The following is a 19,539-nucleotide window of genomic DNA, read 5'->3' on the forward strand; positions in this document are numbered from 1 at the left end:
TTGGTCTGGACCGGGCAGGAAAACGCACGACGCCGCGCTACGACGTCATTTTTTCTTCACGCGATAGACCGCAAGACTACCACGCCAGTTCACGCCCCATCGCACGGTCTGACCGCCGTGGAGCACGGCGCGGTCGAGAATTTCGATGCCCACTTCGGGCGCGAGTGCTTCGAAGTCCTTCACGGTCAGCACCCGCACGTTCGGCGTGTTGTGCCACTGGTAAGGCAGCGACTTCGACACCGGCATGCGCCCGCGCAGCACCGAAAGCCGGTGCGGCCAGTAGCCGAAGTTCGGGAACGAGACGATGCATTCCTTGCCCACGCGCGCCGTTTCGCGCAGGATCGCGGCGGTCTGGTGAATGGTCTGCAGCGTCTGCGAGAGGATCGCGAAGTCGAAGCTCGCATCTTCGAAAAGGCGCAGGCCGTCTTCCAGATTCTGCTGGATCACGTTGATGCCGTTGCCCACCGAAGCGAGCACGCCCGCGTCGTTGATCTCGATGCCGTAGCCCGTGCACTCCAGCTCTTCGTTGAGCAGCGAGAGCAGCGCGCCGTCGCCGCAGCCGAGGTCGAGCACCTTGGAGCGCGGCTCGATCCAGCGCGCGATGGTGCGGAAGTCGGGACGGGCGGAAAGACTGTCGAAAGCGCTCGGGTTCATGCGCCCACCTCACTGGCAATGCGTTCGTAATAGGCGCGCATGACGTTGTGATAGCGCGCGTCGTCGAGCAGGAATGCGTCGTGGCCGTGCGGCGCGTCGATCTCCGCATAGGTCACCTGGCGCTTGTGGTCGAGCAGCGCTTTCACGAGCTCGCGCGAGCGCGCGGGCGCGAAACGCCAGTCGGTCGTGAAGCTCGCCACGAGGTATTTCGCCTTCGTGTGCGCGAGTGCCTTCGTGAGGTTGCCTTCGTGCGCCTTGGCCGGATCGAAGTAGTCGAGCGCGCGCGTGATGAGCAGATACGTGTTGGCGTCGAAGTAATCGGCGAACTTGTCGCCCTGGTAGCGCAGGTAGGACTCCACTTCGAATTCCACGTCGAAGTTGAAGTTGTACGCATCCACGGCGCCTTCCGCGCGGCGCAGCGCGCGGCCGAACTTCTCGGCCATGTCGTCGTCGGAGAGGTAGGTGATGTGGCCGATCATGCGCGCCACGCGCAGGCCGCGCTTCGGCTTCACGCCGTGCGCGTAGTAGTCGCCGCCGTGAAAGTCGGGGTCCGAAAGAATCGCCGAGCGCGCCACCTCGTTGAACGCGATGTTCTGCGCCGAGAGCTTGGGCGTAGAGGCGATCACGATGCAGTGGCCGAGGCGTTCCGGATAGCGCAGGCTCCACGCGAGCGCCTGCATGCCGCCGAGGCTGCCGCCCATCACGGCGGCAAACTTCTCGATGCCGAAGCGGTCGGCCACGCGCGCCTGGGCGTCCACCCAGTCTTCCACGGTGACCACGGGAAACTTCGCGCCGTAGGGCGCGCCCGTGGCCGGGTCGAGGCTCATCGGCCCGGTGGAGCCGAAGCACGAGCCCAGGTTGTTCACGCCGATCACGAAGAAACGGTTGGTGTCGAGCGGCTTGCCCGGCCCCACCATGTTGTCCCACCAGCCCACGTTCTTCGGATCGTCCGCGTACACGCCCGCCACGTGGTGCGAGGCATTGAGCGCGTGACAGACGAGCACTGCGTTGCTGCGCGCGGCATTGAGCGTGCCGTAGGTCTCGACCATGAGGTCGTACCCGGCAAGGGCCATGCCGTTCTGCAGTTGCAGGGGCTCGTCGAAATGCAGTGTGTGTGGAGCGACGACGCCGATCGATTCCATTCGTTCCGCCTTGTGTTCGGGCGGCTAAACGGTGTCGGCGAGCGCGGAGTGCGAAAGGGTTGGCGCGGCTGACGACCTCTTTAGCCGCATTTGTAATGAACCCGCGAGCCGTGGCTTTCAGGTTCGCGCGCCCGCAATCGAGTCAGCAAATCGGCGCGCTGGTGTTTCAAAACGAACGCAAAGTATAACGGAAAACGCGTGCGGCAATGCAGCGGACGAACTGCCGCGGGCGCGCGGGCGCCCGAGGTGCCGGGGTGGGCCAAACTAAGGCGCCTGGCTTGCGGCCGGATGCGCGTTGCGCCAGCGCCGCAGCTGGAAGCCCGCGACGATCATCAAGACGCCGTAGAGGATGGCGTAGCTCGCGATCACCCAGATCAGCGAGAGCGCGCCGGCACCCGGGAACATGGCGATGAAAAAGCCCACGGCGGCCGAGAGCAGCCCGGAGAGCCCGACGGCCCACGGATGCGCGATGGCGTGACGGTACTGGATCGCGTAGATGATCTCGAAGATGCCGATGGCGAGCGCCCAGAAGCCGATGATCATCACGAGGACGATGGCGGTTTCGCCGGGCCAGAAGAACGCCACGAGGCCCGCGATCAGGCCGATCAGGCCCACGACGATATAGGTCCAGCGCCGCGTGCCGCCGCCGCGCGCGCCGTAGAGCAGGGCGAAGGCGCCATCGACGATCGCGTAGGCGCCCCAGACGATGGCGAGCGTGAGCACGGTGAGGCCGGGCCACGCGAAGGCGAGGATGCCGAACACGATGGCGGCGATGCCGCGGGCAATGAGCCAGCCCCAATGGGCGGAGAGGCCGGAGAGCAGCGGCAGGGCGGCGGAGGGCAACGGACGGTTCATGCGGTTCTTCTCCTTGGGACGAAGCGCACCGGCCGCGCGGGCTGCAAGAGCCGCGGAAGCCCTGAGAACCCCGAGGGCCGCCCCGTAGCGGGCGGCGCCGTTGTTGCCCGGGTGCGCTTTACTGAAGAATCACGCGAATCTGTTCTTCGGCGTACTCGCCGGGCAAGCGCGTAAAGCCGCTCTGGGCGTAGCGGTGCCAGCAGCCCATCACGTAGCGGACGACCAGGTTCGCGCGTACAGCCGGATCGTACCCTTTCGGCAGCGCGGCTGCCCCTAACGTGTCCGCCTCCTGCGCGCTTTCGGCCACGCTCACGCGCAGGCACTGGCGCAGCGAGGCTTCGATGCGGTCGAGCATCTGGTTCACGCGCCCGGCGAGGCGTTCGTGCTCGCCCACGAGCGCTTCGCAGGTCAGGACGCGGGTCATCCCGGCGTTCTTGGTCGAGAAGTTGATGAGCATGAGCGCGATGGCGCGCGCCTGGAGCAGGCCGCCCGGCTCCTTCGCGACGATCTGGTTGATGAGCGCGAAGAGCGTCTGCTCGATGAAGTCGATGAGGCCCTCGTACATCTGGGCCTTGCTCGCGAAGTGGCGGTAGAGCGCCGCTTCCGAGACGCCGAGGCGCGCGGCGAGCAATGCCGTGGTGATCTTCTCGCCGCGCGGCGTCTCGAGCATCGAGGCGAGCGTCTGGAGAATGTGGATGCGGCGTTCGCCCGGTTTCGGGCGGGCGGCGCGGCGAACCGTGCCGGATGGCTCTTCTGTTACGGCTGCGTCACGCGTTTCGGTCGGCTGCATGAATGTCGCCCTCGGTTTTCGCTCCGGACTCGCCGCCCGGGCGTGGCCGCCCAGGCACCTGAAGTCCCTCGAATGCCTGTTGCCCGCCTGGCGGTTGCGTCGTCACCCCGTCTGCCGCAGTCTTCCCGACTGCAGGCCCGTTTGTAGCGATTTTAACGAACGAATGCGGTGATCGACATAGTGGGGCCGTCCCCGGCCCGACAAACGCAGCGCCGGCGCACGCGTGGGCAGGTGCCCCGTGATCCAGACCGTCTGGATGCCGAGTTGCCGGTAGCGCTTCAGATGGCCGTGCGTATCTTCGATCAGGATCGCGTCGGAGAGCGCGGCGCCCGCGCGCCGCAGCGTTTCGCGCAGCATCGCGCGGTCGGGCTTGGCGCGCCAGCGGCGTCGCGTGCGCATGTGCTCGATGGCGATCACGCGCTCGAAAATCCGCTCGATGCCCAGTTCCGCGAGCACCGCGCGCGCGTAGGCTTCGGGCGCGTTGGTCAGCACGATCTTGCGGCCCGGCAGCGCACGCAGCATGCGCGCGAGGCCGCGTTCGGCGTAGACCATGCCGGGCAGGTCGGGGAAGGTGTGAACCACCTTCAGGAAGTCGTGCGGATCGACCCGATGGTGGCGCGTGAGGCCGAGGAGGGCGGCGCCATAGCGCTGCGTGTAGCTCGTGCGCAGATGGTTCGCCACGTCGCGGCTCACGCCGAGCGCGTCGATGATGTACTGCGTCATCGCCTGGTTGATGGCCGGGAAGATCGCGCGCGACGCGGCGTGCAGCGTGTTGTCGAGATCGAAGAGCCAGACGGGGGCGCCGGTGGCGCGCTGCGGCCGGCGGGGGCGCGGACGGGAGACGGTCATGGCCTGGGGAGGGTTGGCGGCGCCCGGCGGCTGCGAGGGCTCGGGGGCGCCGGGTGCCGCGCCGGCCGGGGCAGTTGTCGAGGCTGGCCCGGCAGCGGCTGGCTCACTGTCAATGCGAGCGGATCATCGTGCCGAACGGTTGCTCGGTCAGGATTTCGAGCAGCACCGAGTGTTCGATGCGGCCGTCGATGATGTGTACCGAGCGCACGCCGCTCTTCGCGGCGTCGAGCGCCGACGAGATCTTCGGCAGCATGCCGCCCGAGATCGTGCCGTCTTCGAAGAGCGCGTCGATCTCGCGGGCCGAGAGGTCGGTGAGCAGGTTGCCCGCCTTGTCCATCACGCCGGGGATGTTCGTCATCATGACGAGCTTTTCGGCGTTGAGCACCACCGCGAGCTTGCCCGCCACGAGGTCGGCGTTGATGTTGTACGAGAGGCCGTCTTCGCCGAAGCCGATCGGCGAGATCACCGGAATGAACGCGTCGTCCTGGAGGGCCTTCACGACTGCCGGATTGATCGCCTCCACTTCGCCCACCTGGCCGATGTCGATGTACTGGCCCGGGTTGTCGCGGTCCGGCATCATCAGCTTGCGCGCGTGGATGAGGCCGCCGTCCTTGCCCGTCAGGCCCACGGCGTGGCCGCCGAAGTGGTTGATGAGCGTGACGATGTCCTGCTGCACCTCGCCGCCGAGCACCCACTCCACCACTTCCATGGTTTCCTCGTCGGTCACGCGCATGCCCTGGATGAAGGTGCCCTGCTTGCCGATCTTCTTCAGCGCCGTGTCGATCTGCGGGCCGCCGCCGTGCACGATCACCGGGTTGATGCCCACGAGCTTGAGCAGGATCACGTCGCGCGCGAAGCCCTGCTTGAGCCGCTCTTCGGTCATGGCGTTGCCGCCGTATTTGATCACCACGGTCTTGCCGTGATACTGGCGGATATAGGGCAGCGCTTCGGCCAGAATTTCGGCTTTCAGGGTCGGGGCGATCTGCGAGAGGTCGATGGGCTCGGACATGGCGGCGGGAGTAGGCGAGAAGTCTGGGCAAAAACGGTTGAAACAGGCCGAATTGTACAGGACTGGCGCGCTGCAACAGGGTTTTCGCAAGGGCCGCCGGGCCAGCGCGCAACACGGCGGGAGGCATGCCCGGCGGCCCTGTCACACGGGCAGTGGGCGGGCTGCAGGCGGGCGTCGGGCGGGCGCGGGGGCGGGCTTCGGCACGCGTCGCGCCGCCCGGGGACCTGGGGCGCGCTGTGGCATCATTTCCTTACCGCCGACGCCGGCATCACGAGGAGCGCGCCCCATGACCGCCTCCGCCCATCCCGCTCCCGACATGCGCCGCGCCCGCTGCCCGCGCTGCGGCACCGCGTTCGACTGCGGCCGGCACACCGAGCCCTTCGAGTGCTGGTGCAGCACGCTCCCGGCTCTGCCGGCGAGCCAGCTCGACCCGCGCGGGCGCTGCCTTTGCCCCGAATGCCTCGCCGAGGCGGCGGCCGGCGCTTCCATCACCCCCGCCACGCCGACCACCCCGGCCATACCTGTCACGCCGGTCGATACGGACGACCAAGGCACGCCCAGGCGCTAACGCGGTTCGCGCGGCGCCTGCGCCAGCGCGCGAAGATCGGCGGCGACCCCCTCCAGCACCGGGCTCCACTGCCGGAACGCCTTTTGCCGGTAGAGCGTGGTGTTCGGATACCACGGGCTGTCGCGCCGTTCGAGTTGCCAGACCCAGTGCGGGTTCACGTCGAGCAAGACCCAGGTCCGCTGGCCGATCGCGCCCGCAAGATGGGCCATCGACGTGCACACCGAAATCACCAGATCGAGCGAATCGACGAACGCGGCGGTGTCGTCGAAGGTGCGCCATTCGCTGCTGAAATCGGCCATCTCGAAGCCGGCGGCGCGCGCGGCGGCCACGTCGTCTTGCGCGCCGGGCTGCAGCGAATAGAACGCGACGTCGTCGTCGAGGCCCCGCAAGTGCGCCGCGAGTGCCCCCAGATCCACGCGGCGGAACGGATTGCGCTTGTGCGTGGGGCTGCCCGTCCACGCGAGGCCGACCTTCAGGCGGCGCTCGCCGGCGAGGCGCTCGCGCCAGCGCGCGGCGGCATCGCGCTCGGGCGCGAGATAGCGCGCCGGTCCGGGGATGGAGTCTGCCCGTGTGCCGAAGATGAGCGGCAGGCTCAGCAGCGACACTTCGCAGTCGTGGGCGGGCAGCGTTTCGATGCCGCCGCCCGCGCTGTAACCGTCGCACTGCGCGCCGAGGCTGCGTTCGAGCAGCGCGCCCATCTGCGCAAACGAATTCCAGACGAGGCGCCCGCCCTCGCGGTGCACGCGCTCGGCCAGCAGCGGCACGTAGCGGCAGAACTGCAGCAGGTCGCCCATGCCTTGCTCGCCCCACACCAGCAGCGTACGGCCCGCGATGGGCTCGCCTTGCCATTGCGGCTTCGCGAACGCGGGCCGCCCGGCATTCAGCTCGCTCGCACCGAGCCAGCGCGCCTCGTGGCCGGTCCAGCCGTTGGCGAAGTCGCCGCGCACGAGTTGCAGCGTGGACAGGTTGAAGCGCAGCGAGAGGTCGTTCGGCGCATACTGGCAGGCGGCCTGCGCCGCCTGTTGGGCGTCGTCCCACCGCTGCATTTCCTTGAGCGCCATGGCGGAGTTGTTGAGCGCGAGCGGGTCGTGCGGCGCGAGCGCGAGGGCTCGCCGGGCCGCCTTGGCCGGACGCCCGATATCGGTTTCGTCGGGGCGCAGTCTCGCGAGGTTGATCCACGGCTTCGGGTCGGACGGATCGTGGGCGGCGGCCGCCTCCAGCAGGCGCTGGATTTCATCGCCGCAAGAATTGATCTGCATCAAGGAAATCGCGAGATTATTGCGAAGATGCGGAAAATCGGGCGCGATGGCAAACGCGCGGCGGTAAGGTTCCACCGCATCGGCATGACGGCCGGCGAATTGCAGCGCGAGGCCCGCCATGAAGTGCGCATCGGCGCGTTCGGGCGCGAGCCGCGCAACGGCGGCGGCAATGCGGATGGCATCGGCAAGCTGCCCGGTTTCGAGCGCCGTGCTTACCATGTTGGCGAGCGCCACGGCGTCGAGCGCGCGCAGCGCGAGCGCGGCGCGCGCCAGCAGCGCACCGGCCGCGGTGTCGGTCGAGCCCGGTTCCGATGCGGACCCGGATGCCGTGTCCGTGAAATCGAGAAACACTTGCCACAGCGGTTCGAGTGAATTGCGGATGTCGTGTTGCATCGGTTTGCCAGCCTTAACCGTAACGAGGAATGTGGGACGACTGATGTCAGGGAGCAAGCCTCTTATTGCAGCAGACTATTTCGGGATAGTGAATCGGACCCGTCCGAACATGTAAACTGACCCCATGCATCGCATTACTGTCAGTGCTCGCGTCAATCTGGGCCATCTCTTCTGGTTGCGCAGTCTCGCCATTCTCGGCCAGCTCTGCACGATTGCCTTCGTGCAGTTCTTTCTGGGCGTGCATTTGCCCATTCCCGCCATGCTGTTCGTGGTCGCCATGGAAGTGGCGTTCAACGGCGTCACGTGGATGCGCGTCGCGCAGGATCGTCCCGAATCGAATCTCGAACTGTGCGGCCAGATCTGGGTGGATCTCGCCGCACTTTCCGCGCTGCTCTATCTTTCGGGCGGCACGACCAATCCGTTCGTCTCGCTCTATCTGCCTTCGCTCGCCATCGCGGCGGCGGTGCTGCCGTGGTATCTCACGGGCTGGCTGGCCACCTTCGCCGTGGCCTGCTACGTGCTGCTCGGGTTGGAAAACGTGCCGCTCGACATGGAGAACCCCGCCAACCTGTTCATCTACTATCGGGCGGGCATGTGGGTGAACTTCATGGTGAGCGTGGGGCTGATCGTGTGGTTCGTCGCGCGCATGTCGCGCGCGCTGCGCCAGCGCGACACCGCGCTCGGCGACGCGCAGCAGCGCCTGCTGCGCGACGAGCGCGCGGTGGCGCTGGGCGTGCAGGCGGCGACGGTCGCGCACGAGATCGGCACGCCGCTCTCGACCATTGCGATGCTCTCCGAAGAGTTGCGCGACATGGCGCGCACCGACGAAGCCCTCACCCCCTATAGCGCCGATCTCGACCTGCTCGAGCGGCAGATCTCGCTGTGCACGTCGGCGCTGGCGCGGCTGCGCAGCCGCGCGTCGTCGCAGGGCGGGCGTCAGGCGGTCGGCGAATGGCTGGGGCCGTTCGTCGAGCAGTGGCGGCTGCGCCACCCGCAAGTCAAATTCGAGCAGATCGGCGATCCGCCGGCCGAAGCGAGCCTCGACGATGCCGTTGCCGTCGGCCAGATTCTCACCATCTTGCTCGACAACGCCGCGCGCGCGAGCCGCGATCATGTCACGCTGCAGGCCTACCCCTCGCCGCGCGCGGGCTATATCGACTTCGAGGTGTGCGACGCGGGACCGGGGATTCCGGCCGCGCTGCGCAATGCGCTCGGATCGGTGCCCGTGGAAAGCACCCAGGGCGGCCATGGCGTGGGCCTGTATCTGGCGTTTTCGTCGGCGGCACGGCTTGGCGGGTCGATCGAGCTGACGGACGTTGCGGCGCCGGGTTCGGCCAGCGAGAGCCGGGCCGCGGTGACGGGCGCGACGGATAGCGCCGGCAGCACGGGTAGCCTGGGCAGCACGGGCACGAGCACAGCCGCCCGCGAGCGCAAGCCACGCGGCACGCGTGCCGTGCTGCGCGTGCCGGTGAAGATGGGCCGAAGCGCCGCGGCGGTGTCCGCGGGCGCGGACGACACGGCGGCACACGACGCGGGTGCCGGTATCGGATCAGGCACGGGCCGGCCGGGCTCGGTGCCGCCTAACAACACGGAGAAGCAGGCATGAGCGAAATGAGTTTTCTGGTGATCGACGACGACGAGGTGTTCTCCGATATCCTCACCCGCGGTCTGACGCGGCGCGGCTATCAGGTGCAGCAGGCGCACAACGCCGAGGAGGCGATCCGTTTCGCGAACCAGCAGAAGTTCGCGCAGATCACGGTGGACCTGCATCTGGGCAGCGACTCGGGCCTGTCGCTCGTCGCGCCGCTGCGCGAGCTGCAGCCCGACGCGCGCATGCTCATCCTGACCGGCTACGCGAGCATTGCCACGGCGGTCCAGGCGGTGAAGGACGGCGCCGACAACTACCTCGCGAAGCCCGCGAACGTCGAGATGATCCTGGCGGCGCTGCAAAGCGACGCGAGCGCGCTGCAGGCGGACGCGGCCATCGAACACCCGGCGCCGCTTTCGGTGGCGCGGCTCGAATGGGAACACATCCAGCGCGTGCTGGCCGAGCACGGCGGCAACATTTCCGCCACGGCGCGGGCGCTCAACATGCATCGGCGCACGCTCCAGCGCAAGCTTGCGAAGCGTCCGGTGCGTCAATGAACCCAGGGGCGCACTGAGGCCCGCTTCGCTTCCTGCATGAAAAAAGGCCCCGCAACCAGCAGGCGGGGCCTTTCTCGCACATCGCGGCAACGCCGCGCGCGTTACAGCACGCAGTTACAGCTGGTAGTTACAGCACGTAGCGCGACAGATCTTCGTCCTGCGCGACTTCGCCGAGCGCGCGATCCACATAGGCGGCATCGACCGTCACGCTCTGGCCCGCATGATTGCCGGCCGAGAACGACACGTCCTCCAGCAGCTTTTCGATCACCGTGTAGAGGCGGCGCGCGCCGATGTTCTCGGTCTTCTCGTTGACCGAGAAGGCGATCTCCGCGAGGCGGCGGATGCCGTCGTCGGCGAAGTCGATCTGCACGTCTTCCGTGGCGAGCAGCGCCTGGTACTGCTTGACGAGGCTTGCGTCGGTGGCCACCAGAATCGATTCGAAGTCCTTCACGGAGAGCGAGTCGAGTTCCACGCGAATCGGGAAACGGCCCTGCAGTTCGGGAATCAGGTCGCTCGGCTTGGCGAGATGGAACGCGCCGCTCGCGATGAACAGAATGTGGTCGGTCTTCACCATCCCGTACTTCGTGTTGATGGTGGTGCCTTCCACGAGCGGCAGCAGATCGCGCTGCACGCCCTGGCGCGAGACTTCGCCGCCACCGCTGCCTTCGCTGTTGCGCGAGGCGATCTTGTCGATTTCGTCGAGGAACACAATGCCGTTCTGCTCGACGTTCTGCACGGCCTTCTGCTTGACCTCTTCGTCGTTGAGCATCTTGCCCGCTTCTTCGTCGGTGAGGACCTTGAGCGCTTCCTTCACCTTGAGCTTGCGGCGCGCCTTCTTGCCGCCGCCCAGATTGGCGAACATCGAACGGATCTGCTCGGTCATGTCTTCCATGCCCGGCGGCCCCATGATGTCCATGCCGACCTGCGGCAGCTCGACGTCGAGCTCGATCTCCTTGTCGTCGAGCTGGCCTTCGCGCAGGCGCTTGCGGAAAGTCTGGCGCGTGGCGTTCTCGCTGTCGCTGTGGGCCGCCTCCGGCGAAGACGACGAGCCGAAGCCCACCGGCCGCGCGGTGGGCAGCAGGATGTCGAGGATGCGGTCTTCGGCGAGATCGGTCGCCTTGCTGCGCACCTTGCGCATTTCCGATTCGCGCGTCTGCTTCACCGAGATCTCGATCAGGTCGCGCACGATGCTGTCCACGTCGCGGCCTACGTAGCCCACTTCGGTGAACTTGGTCGCTTCGATCTTGATGAAGGGCGCGTCCGCGAGCTTCGCGAGACGGCGGGCGATCTCGGTCTTGCCGACACCCGTCGGCCCGATCATGAGAATGTTCTTCGGCGTGATTTCCTGGCGCAGCGGCTCGGCCACCTGCTGGCGGCGCCAGCGGTTGCGCAGCGCCACGGCCACGGCCTTTTTCGCTTTCGCCTGGCCGATGATGTGCTTGTCGAGTTCCGAGACGATCTCGGCGGGGGTCATGGTGCTCATCCTGATTCCTTCTCGTCTGTACGCGCGTTTTCGTACGTCGCGCGGCGGGTTACTCGATGGTTTCGATCACGCGGTTGTGATTCGTGTAGATGCACATGTCGCCCGCGATTTCGAGCGACTTTTCGACGATCTCGCGCGGCGAGAGCGCGGTGTTGTCGACGAGCGCGCGGGCCGCGGCCTGCGCGTACGAGCCGCCCGAGCCGATCGCGCAGATGCCGCCTTCGGGGTCGAGCACGTCGCCGTTGCCGGTGATGACGAGGGTGGTTTGCGCGTCGGCCGCGATCAGCATGGCTTCGAGGCGGCGCAGCATGCGGTCGGTGCGCCAGTCCTTCGCGAGTTCGACGGCGGCGCGCGTGAGGTTGCCCTGGTGCTTTTCGAGCTTGGCTTCGAAGCGGTCGAGGAGCGAGAACGCGTCGGCGGTGCCGCCGGCGAAGCCGACCATGACCTTGCCGCCATAGATGCGCCGGACCTTCTTCGCGCCACCCTTCATGACGATGTTGCCCAGGGTGACCTGGCCGTCGCCGCCGAGCGCGACCTGGTCGCCGCGGCGCACGGAGACGATCGTCGTGCCGTGAAATTGCTCCATGTGGGTTCCTTTTACCGTTGATGCCGGGTGTGACGGACGGGCGCGGCGCCGGCAGGGCCGTAGCCCCTGAAATCTGGAGCGCGCCAGGCCGCGCCTCTGCGGAGGCGCGCTCGCGGCGCGTTGTCGGTAGAAGTTTAGGGCGGCCGCAGGCAGTTCAAGGGCCGCTTGCCCAGAAAAGCGGGCGCGAGGCGGCGCACAGGGGAAGAGCGTGCATCGGCTTGTCCGGAAAAGCGGCGGCGCAAAAACAAAAAAGCGCACGGGGCTCCGTGCGCTTTCACGTGAAAGGCGGCAATGCCGTGCGCGCGAGCCGCGCGCCGGCCAGGCGATCAGTCGCCGAACAGCTTCTGGCGCAGCTCGCGGCGCTCCTGCGCTTCGAGCGACAGCGTGGCCGTGGGCCGTGCGAGCAGACGCGGAATGCCGATCGGCTCGCCGGTTTCCTCGCACCAGCCGTATTCGCCCGAGTCGATGCGCGCGAGCGACTGCTGCACCTTCTTCAGCAGCTTGCGCTCGCGGTCGCGCGTGCGCAGTTCGAGCGCATGCTCTTCCTCGATGGTCGCACGGTCGGCCGGGTCCGGCACGATCACGGTTTCGCGCAGGTTCTCGGTGGTCTGGCCCGCATTGCGGAGAATTTCCGCCTGCAGCTGTTCGAGCCGGTTCTTGAAGAAAGCGAGCTGATCCTCGTTCATGTAATCCTTGTCGCTCATCTTCAGGATTTCGGCTTCAGTCAAGAGTCGTTTCGTCGTCATCTGGCTTGCTTCTTCAATGAGTGAGGCAAAACTTGCACATATTGCCTGCACTTTTGTGTTGCCCGCAATGGCCTTGTACCGCGCGCCTGTTTCGAGCCGTTGCGCTGGCGGACACGGACGATGTGCTGTCGTGATGCCCGAAGCGCCGCTGCGGGGCCGAACTCCTCTGGAAACCGGTCTTCAGATGCTCCTGAGGCATGTTTCATACCGGCTGCGCGCCGCGCTGCGCCGCGTCGTGCTGCCGGTGGGGCCAGACCATCCGGACCGGATTTTCCGAGGGGCCGCCCGTCTTCCTTCCGTACTGGTTGTTCTTGCTGCACCGCCGGCACGGCCATAGGCCCTTGCCTGGCCCGTCCCGGCGTGACGTCCCGGGGGAGGCTGCCTGCTTTCCAGTGGGGCCGTATTGTAACTGAATCGCAAACTTGCGCCGCAGGCGGGAATTCCCGGCTAGCGGCAGCGTGTGTCAGTCGATATCCAGAAAATATAACGCGCCAATGGCGAAAAAGCGATGGTCGGGTACGTTATTTGGCCGGCTAGCCCACGCAGGGCGGCGGAGTACGGTCGATGCGGCCGGCACGATAATGCTGGCCGCATGGCGGGAGGTCAGACGAGGCAGGCGTCGAGGCCGTCGGTGATGAGGTCTTGCGGCAGGTCGATGCCGATGAACACCATCTTGCTGTTTTTCTTTTCGACCGGCAGCCACTTGGCCGCGAGGTCGCTGCCCATCATCTGGTGGACGCCCTGGAACACCACCTTGCGGTCCACGCCCTTCATGTACAGCACGCCCTTGTAGCGCAGGAGGTGTTCGCCGTAGATCTGCAGGATGCCGCCGAGGAAGTCTTCGAGGCGGTTCGGGTCGAACGGCCGGTCGCTGCGGTACACGAACGACTTGATCTTGTCGTCGTGATGCGCGTGGTGGTGATGGCCGTGATCGTGGCCTTCGTGGCTGCACTGGCCGTGATCGTGGTCGCAGTCGGCGTGATCGTGCGCATGGTCATGATCGTGATGCGCGTGGTCGTGCTCGTCTTCCGCGAGGAAGTCCGGATCGATCTCGAGCTTCGCGTTCAGGTTGAAGCCGCGCAGGTCGAACACTTCCTTGATGTCCGCCACGCCGAAGTCCACCTGGCGGATCTGCGCCTTCGGGTTCATGTGCAGCAGGCGGTGGCGCAGGTCGGCGAGTTCCTTTTCGTCCACGAGGTCGGCCTTCGTGATGAAAAGGCGATCGGCGAAACCGACCTGGCGCTGCACCACTTCGTGCTCGTCGAGCTGATGGTTGCCGTGTTTGGCATCGACGAGCGTGATGATCGCGTCGAGCAGGAATTCGTCGGCGATTTCGTTATCCATGAAGAACGTCTGCGCGACCGGGCCCGGATTCGCGAGGCCCGTGGTCTCGATCACCACGCGGTCGAAGTCGAGCTTGCCGTCCTGCTTTCGCTGCGCGAGATCGCTCAGCACGCGCGCGAGGTCGCCGCGGATCGTGCAGCAGATGCAGCCGTTGCTCATCTGGATGATCTGCTCGTTGCTGTCCTGCACGAGGATTTCGTTGTCGATGTTCTCTTCGCCGAACTCGTTCTCGATCACGGCGATCTTCATGCCGTGGTTCTCGTTGAGAATGCGCTTGAGCAGCGTGGTTTTGCCGCTGCCGAGGAAGCCGGTCAGGATGGTGACGGGAATCATGGTTGCCATGCTGGATGCCTGTGTTCTGTGCGGTGCGTGGATCGAAACCGGCCGCTCTCGCTGGTCGCGCCCTTGCCGGGACGCGGCGGCCGTAGTCCGGTGTTACAAGATAACTCTGGCTATTGAAACATATCTGCGGGCCCGGTGCTCGTCGTGGCCAGCGGCGGCGGCCTGTCGCCGCTGGCTTGCCTCGCGGCTCGTGCGCCGCTTTGCCGCTGCCGTGATACGGGGAGCGATCGCGCCGCGCCCCGGCCTGCAACCCCTGCGCAAGCCGATGCGGCCGCTCAGGCGATCTGCAGCAACAGGCCCTTCAGGTACTCGCCTTCCGGGAACGCCGTGAGGAGCGGGTGATCGACGCCTGCGCCGAGGCGCTTGAGAATGCGGGCGTCCACGCGCGCATCCGCGGCGGCGCCCGCCACGATCTTCTGGAACAGGTCCGCGTCGATGGCGCCCGAGCACGAATACGTGAACAGCAGGCCGCCCGGGCGCAGCAGCTTGAGGCCCGTGAGGTTGATGTCCTTGTAGGCGCGCGCCGCGCGGTCCACGTGCTCACGCGAGGCGGCGAACTTGGGCGGATCGAGCACGACGAGATCGAAGCGCTCGCCCTCTTCGTGCAGGCGGCGCAACGTCTTGAAGGCGTCGGCGTCGAGCCAGGCCGCGCGCGCCGCGTCGAAGCCGTTCGCCTCGACGTTCTTCTGCGCCGTGGCCAGCGCGTCGCCCGACGAATCGATCGATACCACGCGTTTCGCGCCGCCCTTGAGCGCCGCGAGCGAGAAGCCGCCGGTGTAGCAGAAGCAGTTCAGCACGTCGCGCTCGCGGGCGAAGGTCTGCACGAGCGCGCGGTTGTCGCGCTGATCGACGTAAAAGCCCGTTTTGTGGCCGTTGCGCACGTCGACGTGATAGCGCACGCCGTTCTCGCTCGTGACGATCGTCCCGGGCGGCTCGTCGCCCGCCAGCAGGCCGGTGATCTGCTCGAGCCCCTCCTTCTCGCGGATCGACACGTCCGAGCGCTCGTACACGTTCGGGCAGCCCGTGGCCGCCGTGAGCGCGCCCACGATCGCGTCCTTCCACGCTTCCACGCCCGCCGCCATGAACTGGCAGACCAGCTGGCCGCGCCCGCTGCCGCCGTCCTCGACGTAGCGATCGACGATCAGGCCCGGCAGGCCGTCGGCCTCGCCGAAGATCAGGCGCACGGCGCCGGTGCCGCTCACCATGGCGTCGCGATGCGCGACGGCGCGCTGCACGCGGCGCTTGAAGAACGCGTGATCGATGGGTTCGTTTTCGTCGAAGCTCCAGACGCGGGCGCGGATCTGCGAGTGCGGGCTGTATGCGGCGCGCGCGAGGAAGCGGCCGTCGTGCGCGCGCACGACGACGGTGGCGCCGGCGGCCGGCTTGCCCTCGACGCGGTCGATCGCGTTGGCATAGACCCACGGATGGCGGCGCAGCAGGGATTTTTCTTTCGACGGTTTGAGCGTGACGATATTCATAACGGGTTCAGTACGGAAAAGCGCGGCGCTGCGCGGCACGAGGCGTCCGGTGCGGACTGCCCTGGCGCGCGCCGCAAGGCATCAATCGCGTTTCTTCGCGCGCGGATGCGCGCTGTCGTAGACCTTCGCGAGATGCTGGAAATCGAGCGACGTATAGACCTGGGTGGCCGCGATGCTCGCGTGGCCGAGCAGCTCCTGCACCGCGCGCAGATCGCCGCTCGACTGCAGCAGATGGGTGGCGAACGAGTGGCGCAGCACGTGCGGATGAACGTTCGCCGGAATGCCCGCCGTGAGCGCCGCGCGCTTCACGCGCTCGCGCACCACGCCGGGCGCCATGCGGTTGCCGCGCACGGAGAGAAAGAGCGGGGCGTCGTCGTGCTTCACGAAGGTGTCGCGCACGGCCAGCCAGGCGTCGAGGGCGTCGAGCGCCTTGCGCCCCACCGGCACGACGCGGTGCCGGTCGCCCTTGCCGTGGACTTCGACTTCGGCGGCGTCGCGCTTGAGCCAGCCCGCCGACTCGTAGCCGTCGCGCCGTACGTAGCGCGCGTCGAGCCCGACGAGCTCGGCGAGCCGCAGCCCCGACGAGTAGAACAGTTCGAGCATCGCGCGGTCGCGCAGCGCCTCGGTGCTGTTGCCGTGTGCGCCGGCGGGCAGCGGGGCTTCCATGAGACGCTGGGTATCGTCGACGGAGAGCGCCTTCGGCAGCGTTTTGGCCTGCTTCGGCGCGCGCACGGCGGCCACCGGATTCGCTTCGAGTTCGACGCGGCCCGCGAGCCAGCGGTAGAACGCGCGCCATGCCGACAGCCGGTGCGCGATGGAGCGCGCCGACAGGCCGCCCGCATGCGCGCGCGCCACGGCGCCGCGCACGTCGGCGGCCGAGAGCTGTTCCAGCGGACGGCCGTTCGCGAGCTTCTTCAACTCGTCGAGCTCGTGCGTATAGGCGCGCAGCGTGTGCGCCGAAAGCCGCCGCTCGTGCTCGAGGCTGGCGAGGTAGTCGGCGATCGGGTCGGTCGGGTTCACGGTGGCGGCGCCTGGGGCTCGAACGTTCGGGCAGGCTCAGTGCGGCAGCAGGCGCGTGAGCGCCGCGCTCGCGAGCGCGCCGATCTGCGTGAGAAAGTCGGTGGCCATGCCGTCGTGAAAGCGCCGCGGATCGGGCGAGCCCATCACCAGCAGGCCGAACACGTCGCCCTCGGGCTCGCTCTTGCCTTCGGCGTCGGGCGTGCGCAGCGCGATCAGCGCGACCGACTGCGGCGCGCCCTGCGCCGCATCGAGCCACTGCGCGGCTTCGAAGCCCGAGTTCGCGCCGCAGTAGGGCACCGCGAGACTGCTGGCGAAAAGGCGCACCTCCTCGCCGGTATGGCGCGCGAAATCGGCCTGGGCGTAGGCTTCGGCGACGTCCCAGAGGCGCAGCGCCGCGAGCGGCACGTCGAAGACGTCGAGCAGGTTCTGCGTGATCGTGCGCGGCAGCGCGTACGGGTCGCGTTCGGCGATCACGCGCTGGGTCCAGCGGCCGAACTTCGTCGCGATGCTGTCGTTCTCGTGACCGTAGCGCAGCAGTTCCGAAAGACGGCGCTCCAGATGCTTGTTCTTCTCGCGCAGCATTTCCATCTGCCGCTCCTGCAGCGACACGGCGGCCTTGCCGTGCGGGTTGCCGAGCTTGATCGTCGAGAGCAGTTCGGCGTGCTCGACGAAGAACTCGGGATTGGCAAGCAGGTAGTCGGCGACTTCGCGATCGTTCATGTTGTTGGCGCGTTGTGAGCAAAAGGCGCGCGGGGCGCACCGGCTGGACAGCGTGAAACGGTGAATCGGATGCCGGCCTCCTCAGGCCGGCGTGGGGCGACGCGGACCGGCGTGGGCCGAAGCGGGCCGGGTCTGACCTGAGCAGGCCCGGGCAGCAGCTCAGTCGGCCAGCTCGATTTCGCCTTCGAAAACGGTCGCCGCGGGGCCGGCCATCGTGAGCGCGGCGGACTCGTCGCGCGCGCCGTCCCAGGCGATCGTCAGCATGCCGCCGTGCGTATGCACCTTGACCGGCGAATCGAGCAGCCCGCGGCGGATGCCCGCGGCCACCGCCGCGCATGCGCCCGTGCCGCACGCGAGCGTTTCGCCCGCGCCGCGCTCGTACACGCGCAGCTTCACTTCGTTGCGCGCGACGATCTGCATGAAGCCGGCGTTCACCTTCTGCGGGAAGCGCGCGTGCGCCTCGACCACGGGGCCTTCGACCAGCACGGGGAACGCCTCCACGTCGTCCACCACCTGCACCGCGTGCGGGTTGCCCATGGAGACGGCCGAAATCCAGCGCGTCTGGCCGTTCACGTCGAGCGGCCAGAGCGTGTCGTTGCCTTCGCGGCGGCCTTCGAGGCCGCTCGCGTCGAACGGTACGCGCGCCGGCTCGAATGTGGGGCTGCTCATGTCGACGACGACTTCGCCGTTCTCCTGCATCGCGAGCGTGATCGTGCCGTTCTGGACCTGGACGCGCACGCGGTTCGCTTCGGTGAGCTTGCGGTCGCGGACGAACTTCACGAAGCAGCGCGCGCCGTTGCCGCAGTGCTCGACCTCGCCGCCGTCGCAATTGAAGATGCGGTAGCGGAAATCGACGCCTTCGACGGTGGGCTTTTCGACGACCAGCAGTTGATCGGCGCCGATGCCGAAATGGCGGTCGGCGAGCGCGCGCACGCGCCCGGGCGTGAGCGCGAGGGGCTGGCTATAGCCGTCGAGCACGACGAAGTCGTTGCCGGCGCCGTGCATTTTGGTGAATTTGAGCTTCACGTTTTGCGTCTTTCCTTGCTGCTATTGCGTTGCCCGGTGCGTTGCGCGGATGCGCCGGGCCGGCGCAGGGCATTCAGGCGAGCCGTGCGGCGGCGGATTGGGCGTGTCGGGCTGATAGCGAATGATACACGGTGCGATGGAGGGGCCGCAGAGGCCGGGGGCGCCAGCGTCTCCGGGCGGCGTGGCCGATCCGGCCGATCCGTTGCGCCCCTTCAATACACGCTGGGTTCGCCCGGCGGCCGCGTCTTGAAGCGTTTGTGCACCCAGTAATACTGTTCAGGAATGCGAGGAATCTGCTCTTCGAGGAACGCGTTCATGCGCCGCGCGTCTTCCTCGTCGTTGCCGGTCGGGTAGTTGTCCCAGGGCTTGAACACTTTGAGCCGGTAGCCCTTGTAGTTCGGCAGCACCTCGCCGATGAACGGCACCACCTGGGCATGCCCGACCTTGGCGAGGCGCCCCACGGCAGTCAGCGTGCAGGCCGGCACGCCGAAGAACGGCACGAACGTCGAATTGCGCATGCCGTAGTCCATGTCCGCGCCGAGCATCACGGGCTTGCGGTCGCGCAGCCAGCGCAGCACGGCGCGCGCGCTATCGGCGCGGCTCACCATTTCGGCGCCGAAGCGGCTGCGCCCGGCCTTCGCGGCGGTCTCGAATTCGGGGTTCGAGAACGGTTGATAGAGCGAGCCGCAGGGCCGGTGCAGCGAGTAGTTGAGGAACATCGACCCCGCCTCGATCCCCACGAAATGCAGCCCGAGGAACAGCGTGGGCGGCAGGTCGGGATCGGTCAGATCGATTTCGCTGTCGAGCTCCACGATCTTTTCCAGCTTCGCAGCCGACCCGAACCACTGCACGCTGCGCTCCATATAGCTGCGGATCGCGTGGCGAAAGTGCTGGCCCGCCACTTCCTCGCGCTTCTCGTCGCTCCACTCGGGGAAGCACAGCTTGAGGTTGGTGTGCACGACGCGCTTGCGTTTGCTCGGGATCTGGTAGAGCAGCCAGCCGAGGCCGTCGCCGAGGCGGGCGACGAACCCATAGGGCAGGATCGCGAACAGCTTGAGCAGGCCGATGGCGAAACGGGAACCGAGCTTGCCTAGCATGCGGCGGCTCCCGCTAACGTGACGGCGGCGGCC

19 protein-coding genes are annotated in these 19,539 nt (G+C 67.3%); 3 read left to right on the forward strand and 16 right to left on the reverse strand.

Going from position 1 to position 19,539, the window contains the following annotated elements; genetic code table 11:
- Positions 1–45: 45 nt before the first annotated feature.
- The 6 genes from metW to argB form a co-directional block, all read right to left on the reverse strand.
- On the reverse strand, positions 46–654 hold the full coding sequence (gene metW / locus BFE01S_RS21655) for a methionine biosynthesis protein MetW (RefSeq protein WP_028227302.1): 609 nt from the start codon (positions 652–654) through the stop codon (positions 46–48).
- Positions 651–1,796 carry a homoserine O-succinyltransferase MetX gene (metX, locus tag BFE01S_RS21660; RefSeq protein WP_028227303.1) on the reverse strand — a complete coding sequence of 382 codons (1,146 nt, stop codon included), beginning with the start codon at positions 1,794–1,796 and terminating at the stop codon, positions 651–653. The genes metW and metX overlap by 4 nt, the downstream gene beginning before the upstream one ends.
- 264 nt (positions 1,797–2,060) lie before the next feature.
- A complete protein-coding gene (locus BFE01S_RS21665; RefSeq protein ID WP_042338181.1) occupies positions 2,061–2,651 on the reverse strand; it encodes an HdeD family acid-resistance protein in 591 nt (196 codons plus the stop codon).
- A gap of 118 nt (positions 2,652–2,769) precedes the next feature.
- Complete coding sequence (gene slmA, locus BFE01S_RS21670) at positions 2,770–3,441, reverse strand: nucleoid occlusion factor SlmA (RefSeq protein WP_028227305.1); 672 nt, start codon at positions 3,439–3,441, stop codon at positions 2,770–2,772.
- A 102-nt stretch (positions 3,442–3,543) separates the two neighbouring features.
- Complete coding sequence (locus BFE01S_RS21675; protein ID WP_028227306.1) at positions 3,544–4,290, reverse strand: pyrimidine 5'-nucleotidase; 747 nt, start codon at positions 4,288–4,290, stop codon at positions 3,544–3,546.
- 109 nt (positions 4,291–4,399) lie between these two features.
- A complete protein-coding gene (gene argB, locus BFE01S_RS21680) occupies positions 4,400–5,299 on the reverse strand; it encodes an acetylglutamate kinase (RefSeq protein WP_028203194.1) in 900 nt (299 codons plus the stop codon).
- Between the two features lie 286 nt (positions 5,300–5,585).
- On the opposite strand from argB, the gene BFE01S_RS39610 reads away from it, so the two are divergent.
- On the forward strand, positions 5,586–5,867 hold the full coding sequence (locus BFE01S_RS39610) for a cysteine-rich CWC family protein (RefSeq protein WP_063834435.1): 282 nt from the start codon (positions 5,586–5,588) through the stop codon (positions 5,865–5,867).
- On the opposite strand, the gene BFE01S_RS21690 is transcribed toward BFE01S_RS39610, so the two are convergent.
- A complete protein-coding gene (locus tag BFE01S_RS21690) occupies positions 5,864–7,519 on the reverse strand; it encodes a hypothetical protein (RefSeq protein ID WP_052420950.1) in 1,656 nt (551 codons plus the stop codon). The two genes, BFE01S_RS39610 and BFE01S_RS21690, sit on opposite strands and share 4 nt — an antisense overlap.
- Before the next feature lie 124 nt (positions 7,520–7,643).
- On the opposite strand from BFE01S_RS21690, the gene BFE01S_RS39615 reads away from it, so the two are divergent.
- Positions 7,644–9,125 carry an ATP-binding protein gene (locus tag BFE01S_RS39615; protein ID WP_084170091.1) on the forward strand — a complete coding sequence of 494 codons (1,482 nt, stop codon included), beginning with the start codon at positions 7,644–7,646 and terminating at the stop codon, positions 9,123–9,125.
- Entirely contained in the window at positions 9,122–9,664 is a 543-nt protein-coding gene (locus BFE01S_RS21700; RefSeq protein WP_028227308.1) for a response regulator transcription factor, read from the forward strand. Before BFE01S_RS39615 ends, BFE01S_RS21700 begins: the two co-directional genes overlap by 4 nt.
- A gap of 127 nt (positions 9,665–9,791) precedes the next feature.
- Here BFE01S_RS21700 and hslU read toward each other — a convergent pair whose 3' ends face one another.
- The 9 genes from hslU to BFE01S_RS21745 all read right to left on the reverse strand — a co-directional run bounded on the left by hslU (position 9,792) and on the right by BFE01S_RS21745 (position 19,506).
- Positions 9,792–11,147 (reverse strand): ATP-dependent protease ATPase subunit HslU, encoded by a 1,356-nt coding sequence (gene hslU, locus BFE01S_RS21705; protein ID WP_028227309.1) that lies wholly within the window; start codon positions 11,145–11,147, stop codon positions 9,792–9,794.
- Positions 11,148–11,196: 49 nt separating this feature from the next.
- On the reverse strand, positions 11,197–11,733 hold the full coding sequence (hslV, locus tag BFE01S_RS21710) for an ATP-dependent protease subunit HslV (protein WP_028227310.1): 537 nt from the start codon (positions 11,731–11,733) through the stop codon (positions 11,197–11,199).
- 326 nt (positions 11,734–12,059) lie between these two features.
- A complete protein-coding gene (gene dksA / locus BFE01S_RS21715; protein WP_027793241.1) occupies positions 12,060–12,479 on the reverse strand; it encodes an RNA polymerase-binding protein DksA in 420 nt (139 codons plus the stop codon).
- A 603-nt stretch (positions 12,480–13,082) separates the two neighbouring features.
- Positions 13,083–14,156, reverse strand: coding sequence for a CobW family GTP-binding protein (locus tag BFE01S_RS21720; RefSeq protein ID WP_028227311.1), 1,074 nt, complete (start codon positions 14,154–14,156; stop codon positions 13,083–13,085).
- A 284-nt stretch (positions 14,157–14,440) separates the two neighbouring features.
- Positions 14,441–15,643, reverse strand: coding sequence for a class I SAM-dependent rRNA methyltransferase (locus tag BFE01S_RS21725; protein ID WP_028227312.1), 1,203 nt, complete (start codon positions 15,641–15,643; stop codon positions 14,441–14,443).
- Between the two features lie 81 nt (positions 15,644–15,724).
- Positions 15,725–16,663, reverse strand: coding sequence for a tyrosine recombinase XerC (gene xerC / locus BFE01S_RS21730; protein ID WP_028227313.1), 939 nt, complete (start codon positions 16,661–16,663; stop codon positions 15,725–15,727).
- Positions 16,664–16,699: 36 nt separating this feature from the next.
- Positions 16,700–17,383, reverse strand: a complete 684-nt coding sequence (locus BFE01S_RS21735) for a DUF484 family protein (RefSeq protein ID WP_028227314.1) — start codon at positions 17,381–17,383, stop codon at positions 16,700–16,702.
- A 159-nt stretch (positions 17,384–17,542) separates the two neighbouring features.
- Entirely contained in the window at positions 17,543–18,409 is an 867-nt protein-coding gene (gene dapF / locus BFE01S_RS21740) for a diaminopimelate epimerase (protein WP_028227315.1), read from the reverse strand.
- A 212-nt stretch (positions 18,410–18,621) separates the two neighbouring features.
- Positions 18,622–19,506: a lipid A biosynthesis lauroyl acyltransferase gene (locus tag BFE01S_RS21745; protein WP_028227316.1), complete on the reverse strand. Its 885-nt coding sequence runs from the start codon at positions 19,504–19,506 to the stop codon at positions 18,622–18,624.
- Positions 19,507–19,539: the final 33 nt, after the last annotated feature.

It is taken from the genome of Paraburkholderia ferrariae NBRC 106233, from assembly GCF_000685035.1.
GTDB lineage: Bacteria > Pseudomonadota > Gammaproteobacteria > Burkholderiales > Burkholderiaceae > Paraburkholderia > Paraburkholderia ferrariae.

Coding starts and splice junctions, on each gene's coding strand:
- BFE01S_RS39610 (WP_063834435.1), top strand. CDS start 5,586: ATGACCGCCTCCGCCCATCCCGCTCCCGACATGCGCCGCGCCCGCTGC.
- dksA (WP_027793241.1), bottom strand. CDS start 12,479: ATGACGACGAAACGACTCTTGACTGAAGCCGAAATCCTGAAGATGAGC.
- BFE01S_RS21675 (WP_028227306.1), bottom strand. CDS start 4,290: ATGACCGTCTCCCGTCCGCGCCCCCGCCGGCCGCAGCGCGCCACCGGC.
- hslV (WP_028227310.1), bottom strand. CDS start 11,733: ATGGAGCAATTTCACGGCACGACGATCGTCTCCGTGCGCCGCGGCGAC.
- BFE01S_RS21690 (WP_052420950.1), bottom strand. CDS start 7,519: ATGCAACACGACATCCGCAATTCACTCGAACCGCTGTGGCAAGTGTTT.
- hslU (WP_028227309.1), bottom strand. CDS start 11,147: ATGAGCACCATGACCCCCGCCGAGATCGTCTCGGAACTCGACAAGCAC.
- BFE01S_RS39615 (WP_084170091.1), top strand. CDS start 7,644: ATGCATCGCATTACTGTCAGTGCTCGCGTCAATCTGGGCCATCTCTTC.
- metX (WP_028227303.1), bottom strand. CDS start 1,796: ATGGAATCGATCGGCGTCGTCGCTCCACACACACTGCATTTCGACGAG.
- argB (WP_028203194.1), bottom strand. CDS start 5,299: ATGTCCGAGCCCATCGACCTCTCGCAGATCGCCCCGACCCTGAAAGCC.
- BFE01S_RS21725 (WP_028227312.1), bottom strand. CDS start 15,643: ATGAATATCGTCACGCTCAAACCGTCGAAAGAAAAATCCCTGCTGCGC.
- slmA (WP_028227305.1), bottom strand. CDS start 3,441: ATGCAGCCGACCGAAACGCGTGACGCAGCCGTAACAGAAGAGCCATCC.
- BFE01S_RS21745 (WP_028227316.1), bottom strand. CDS start 19,506: ATGCTAGGCAAGCTCGGTTCCCGTTTCGCCATCGGCCTGCTCAAGCTG.
- BFE01S_RS21720 (WP_028227311.1), bottom strand. CDS start 14,156: ATGATTCCCGTCACCATCCTGACCGGCTTCCTCGGCAGCGGCAAAACC.
- BFE01S_RS21665 (WP_042338181.1), bottom strand. CDS start 2,651: ATGAACCGTCCGTTGCCCTCCGCCGCCCTGCCGCTGCTCTCCGGCCTC.
- metW (WP_028227302.1), bottom strand. CDS start 654: ATGAACCCGAGCGCTTTCGACAGTCTTTCCGCCCGTCCCGACTTCCGC.
- BFE01S_RS21700 (WP_028227308.1), top strand. CDS start 9,122: ATGAGCGAAATGAGTTTTCTGGTGATCGACGACGACGAGGTGTTCTCC.
- BFE01S_RS21735 (WP_028227314.1), bottom strand. CDS start 17,383: ATGAACGATCGCGAAGTCGCCGACTACCTGCTTGCCAATCCCGAGTTC.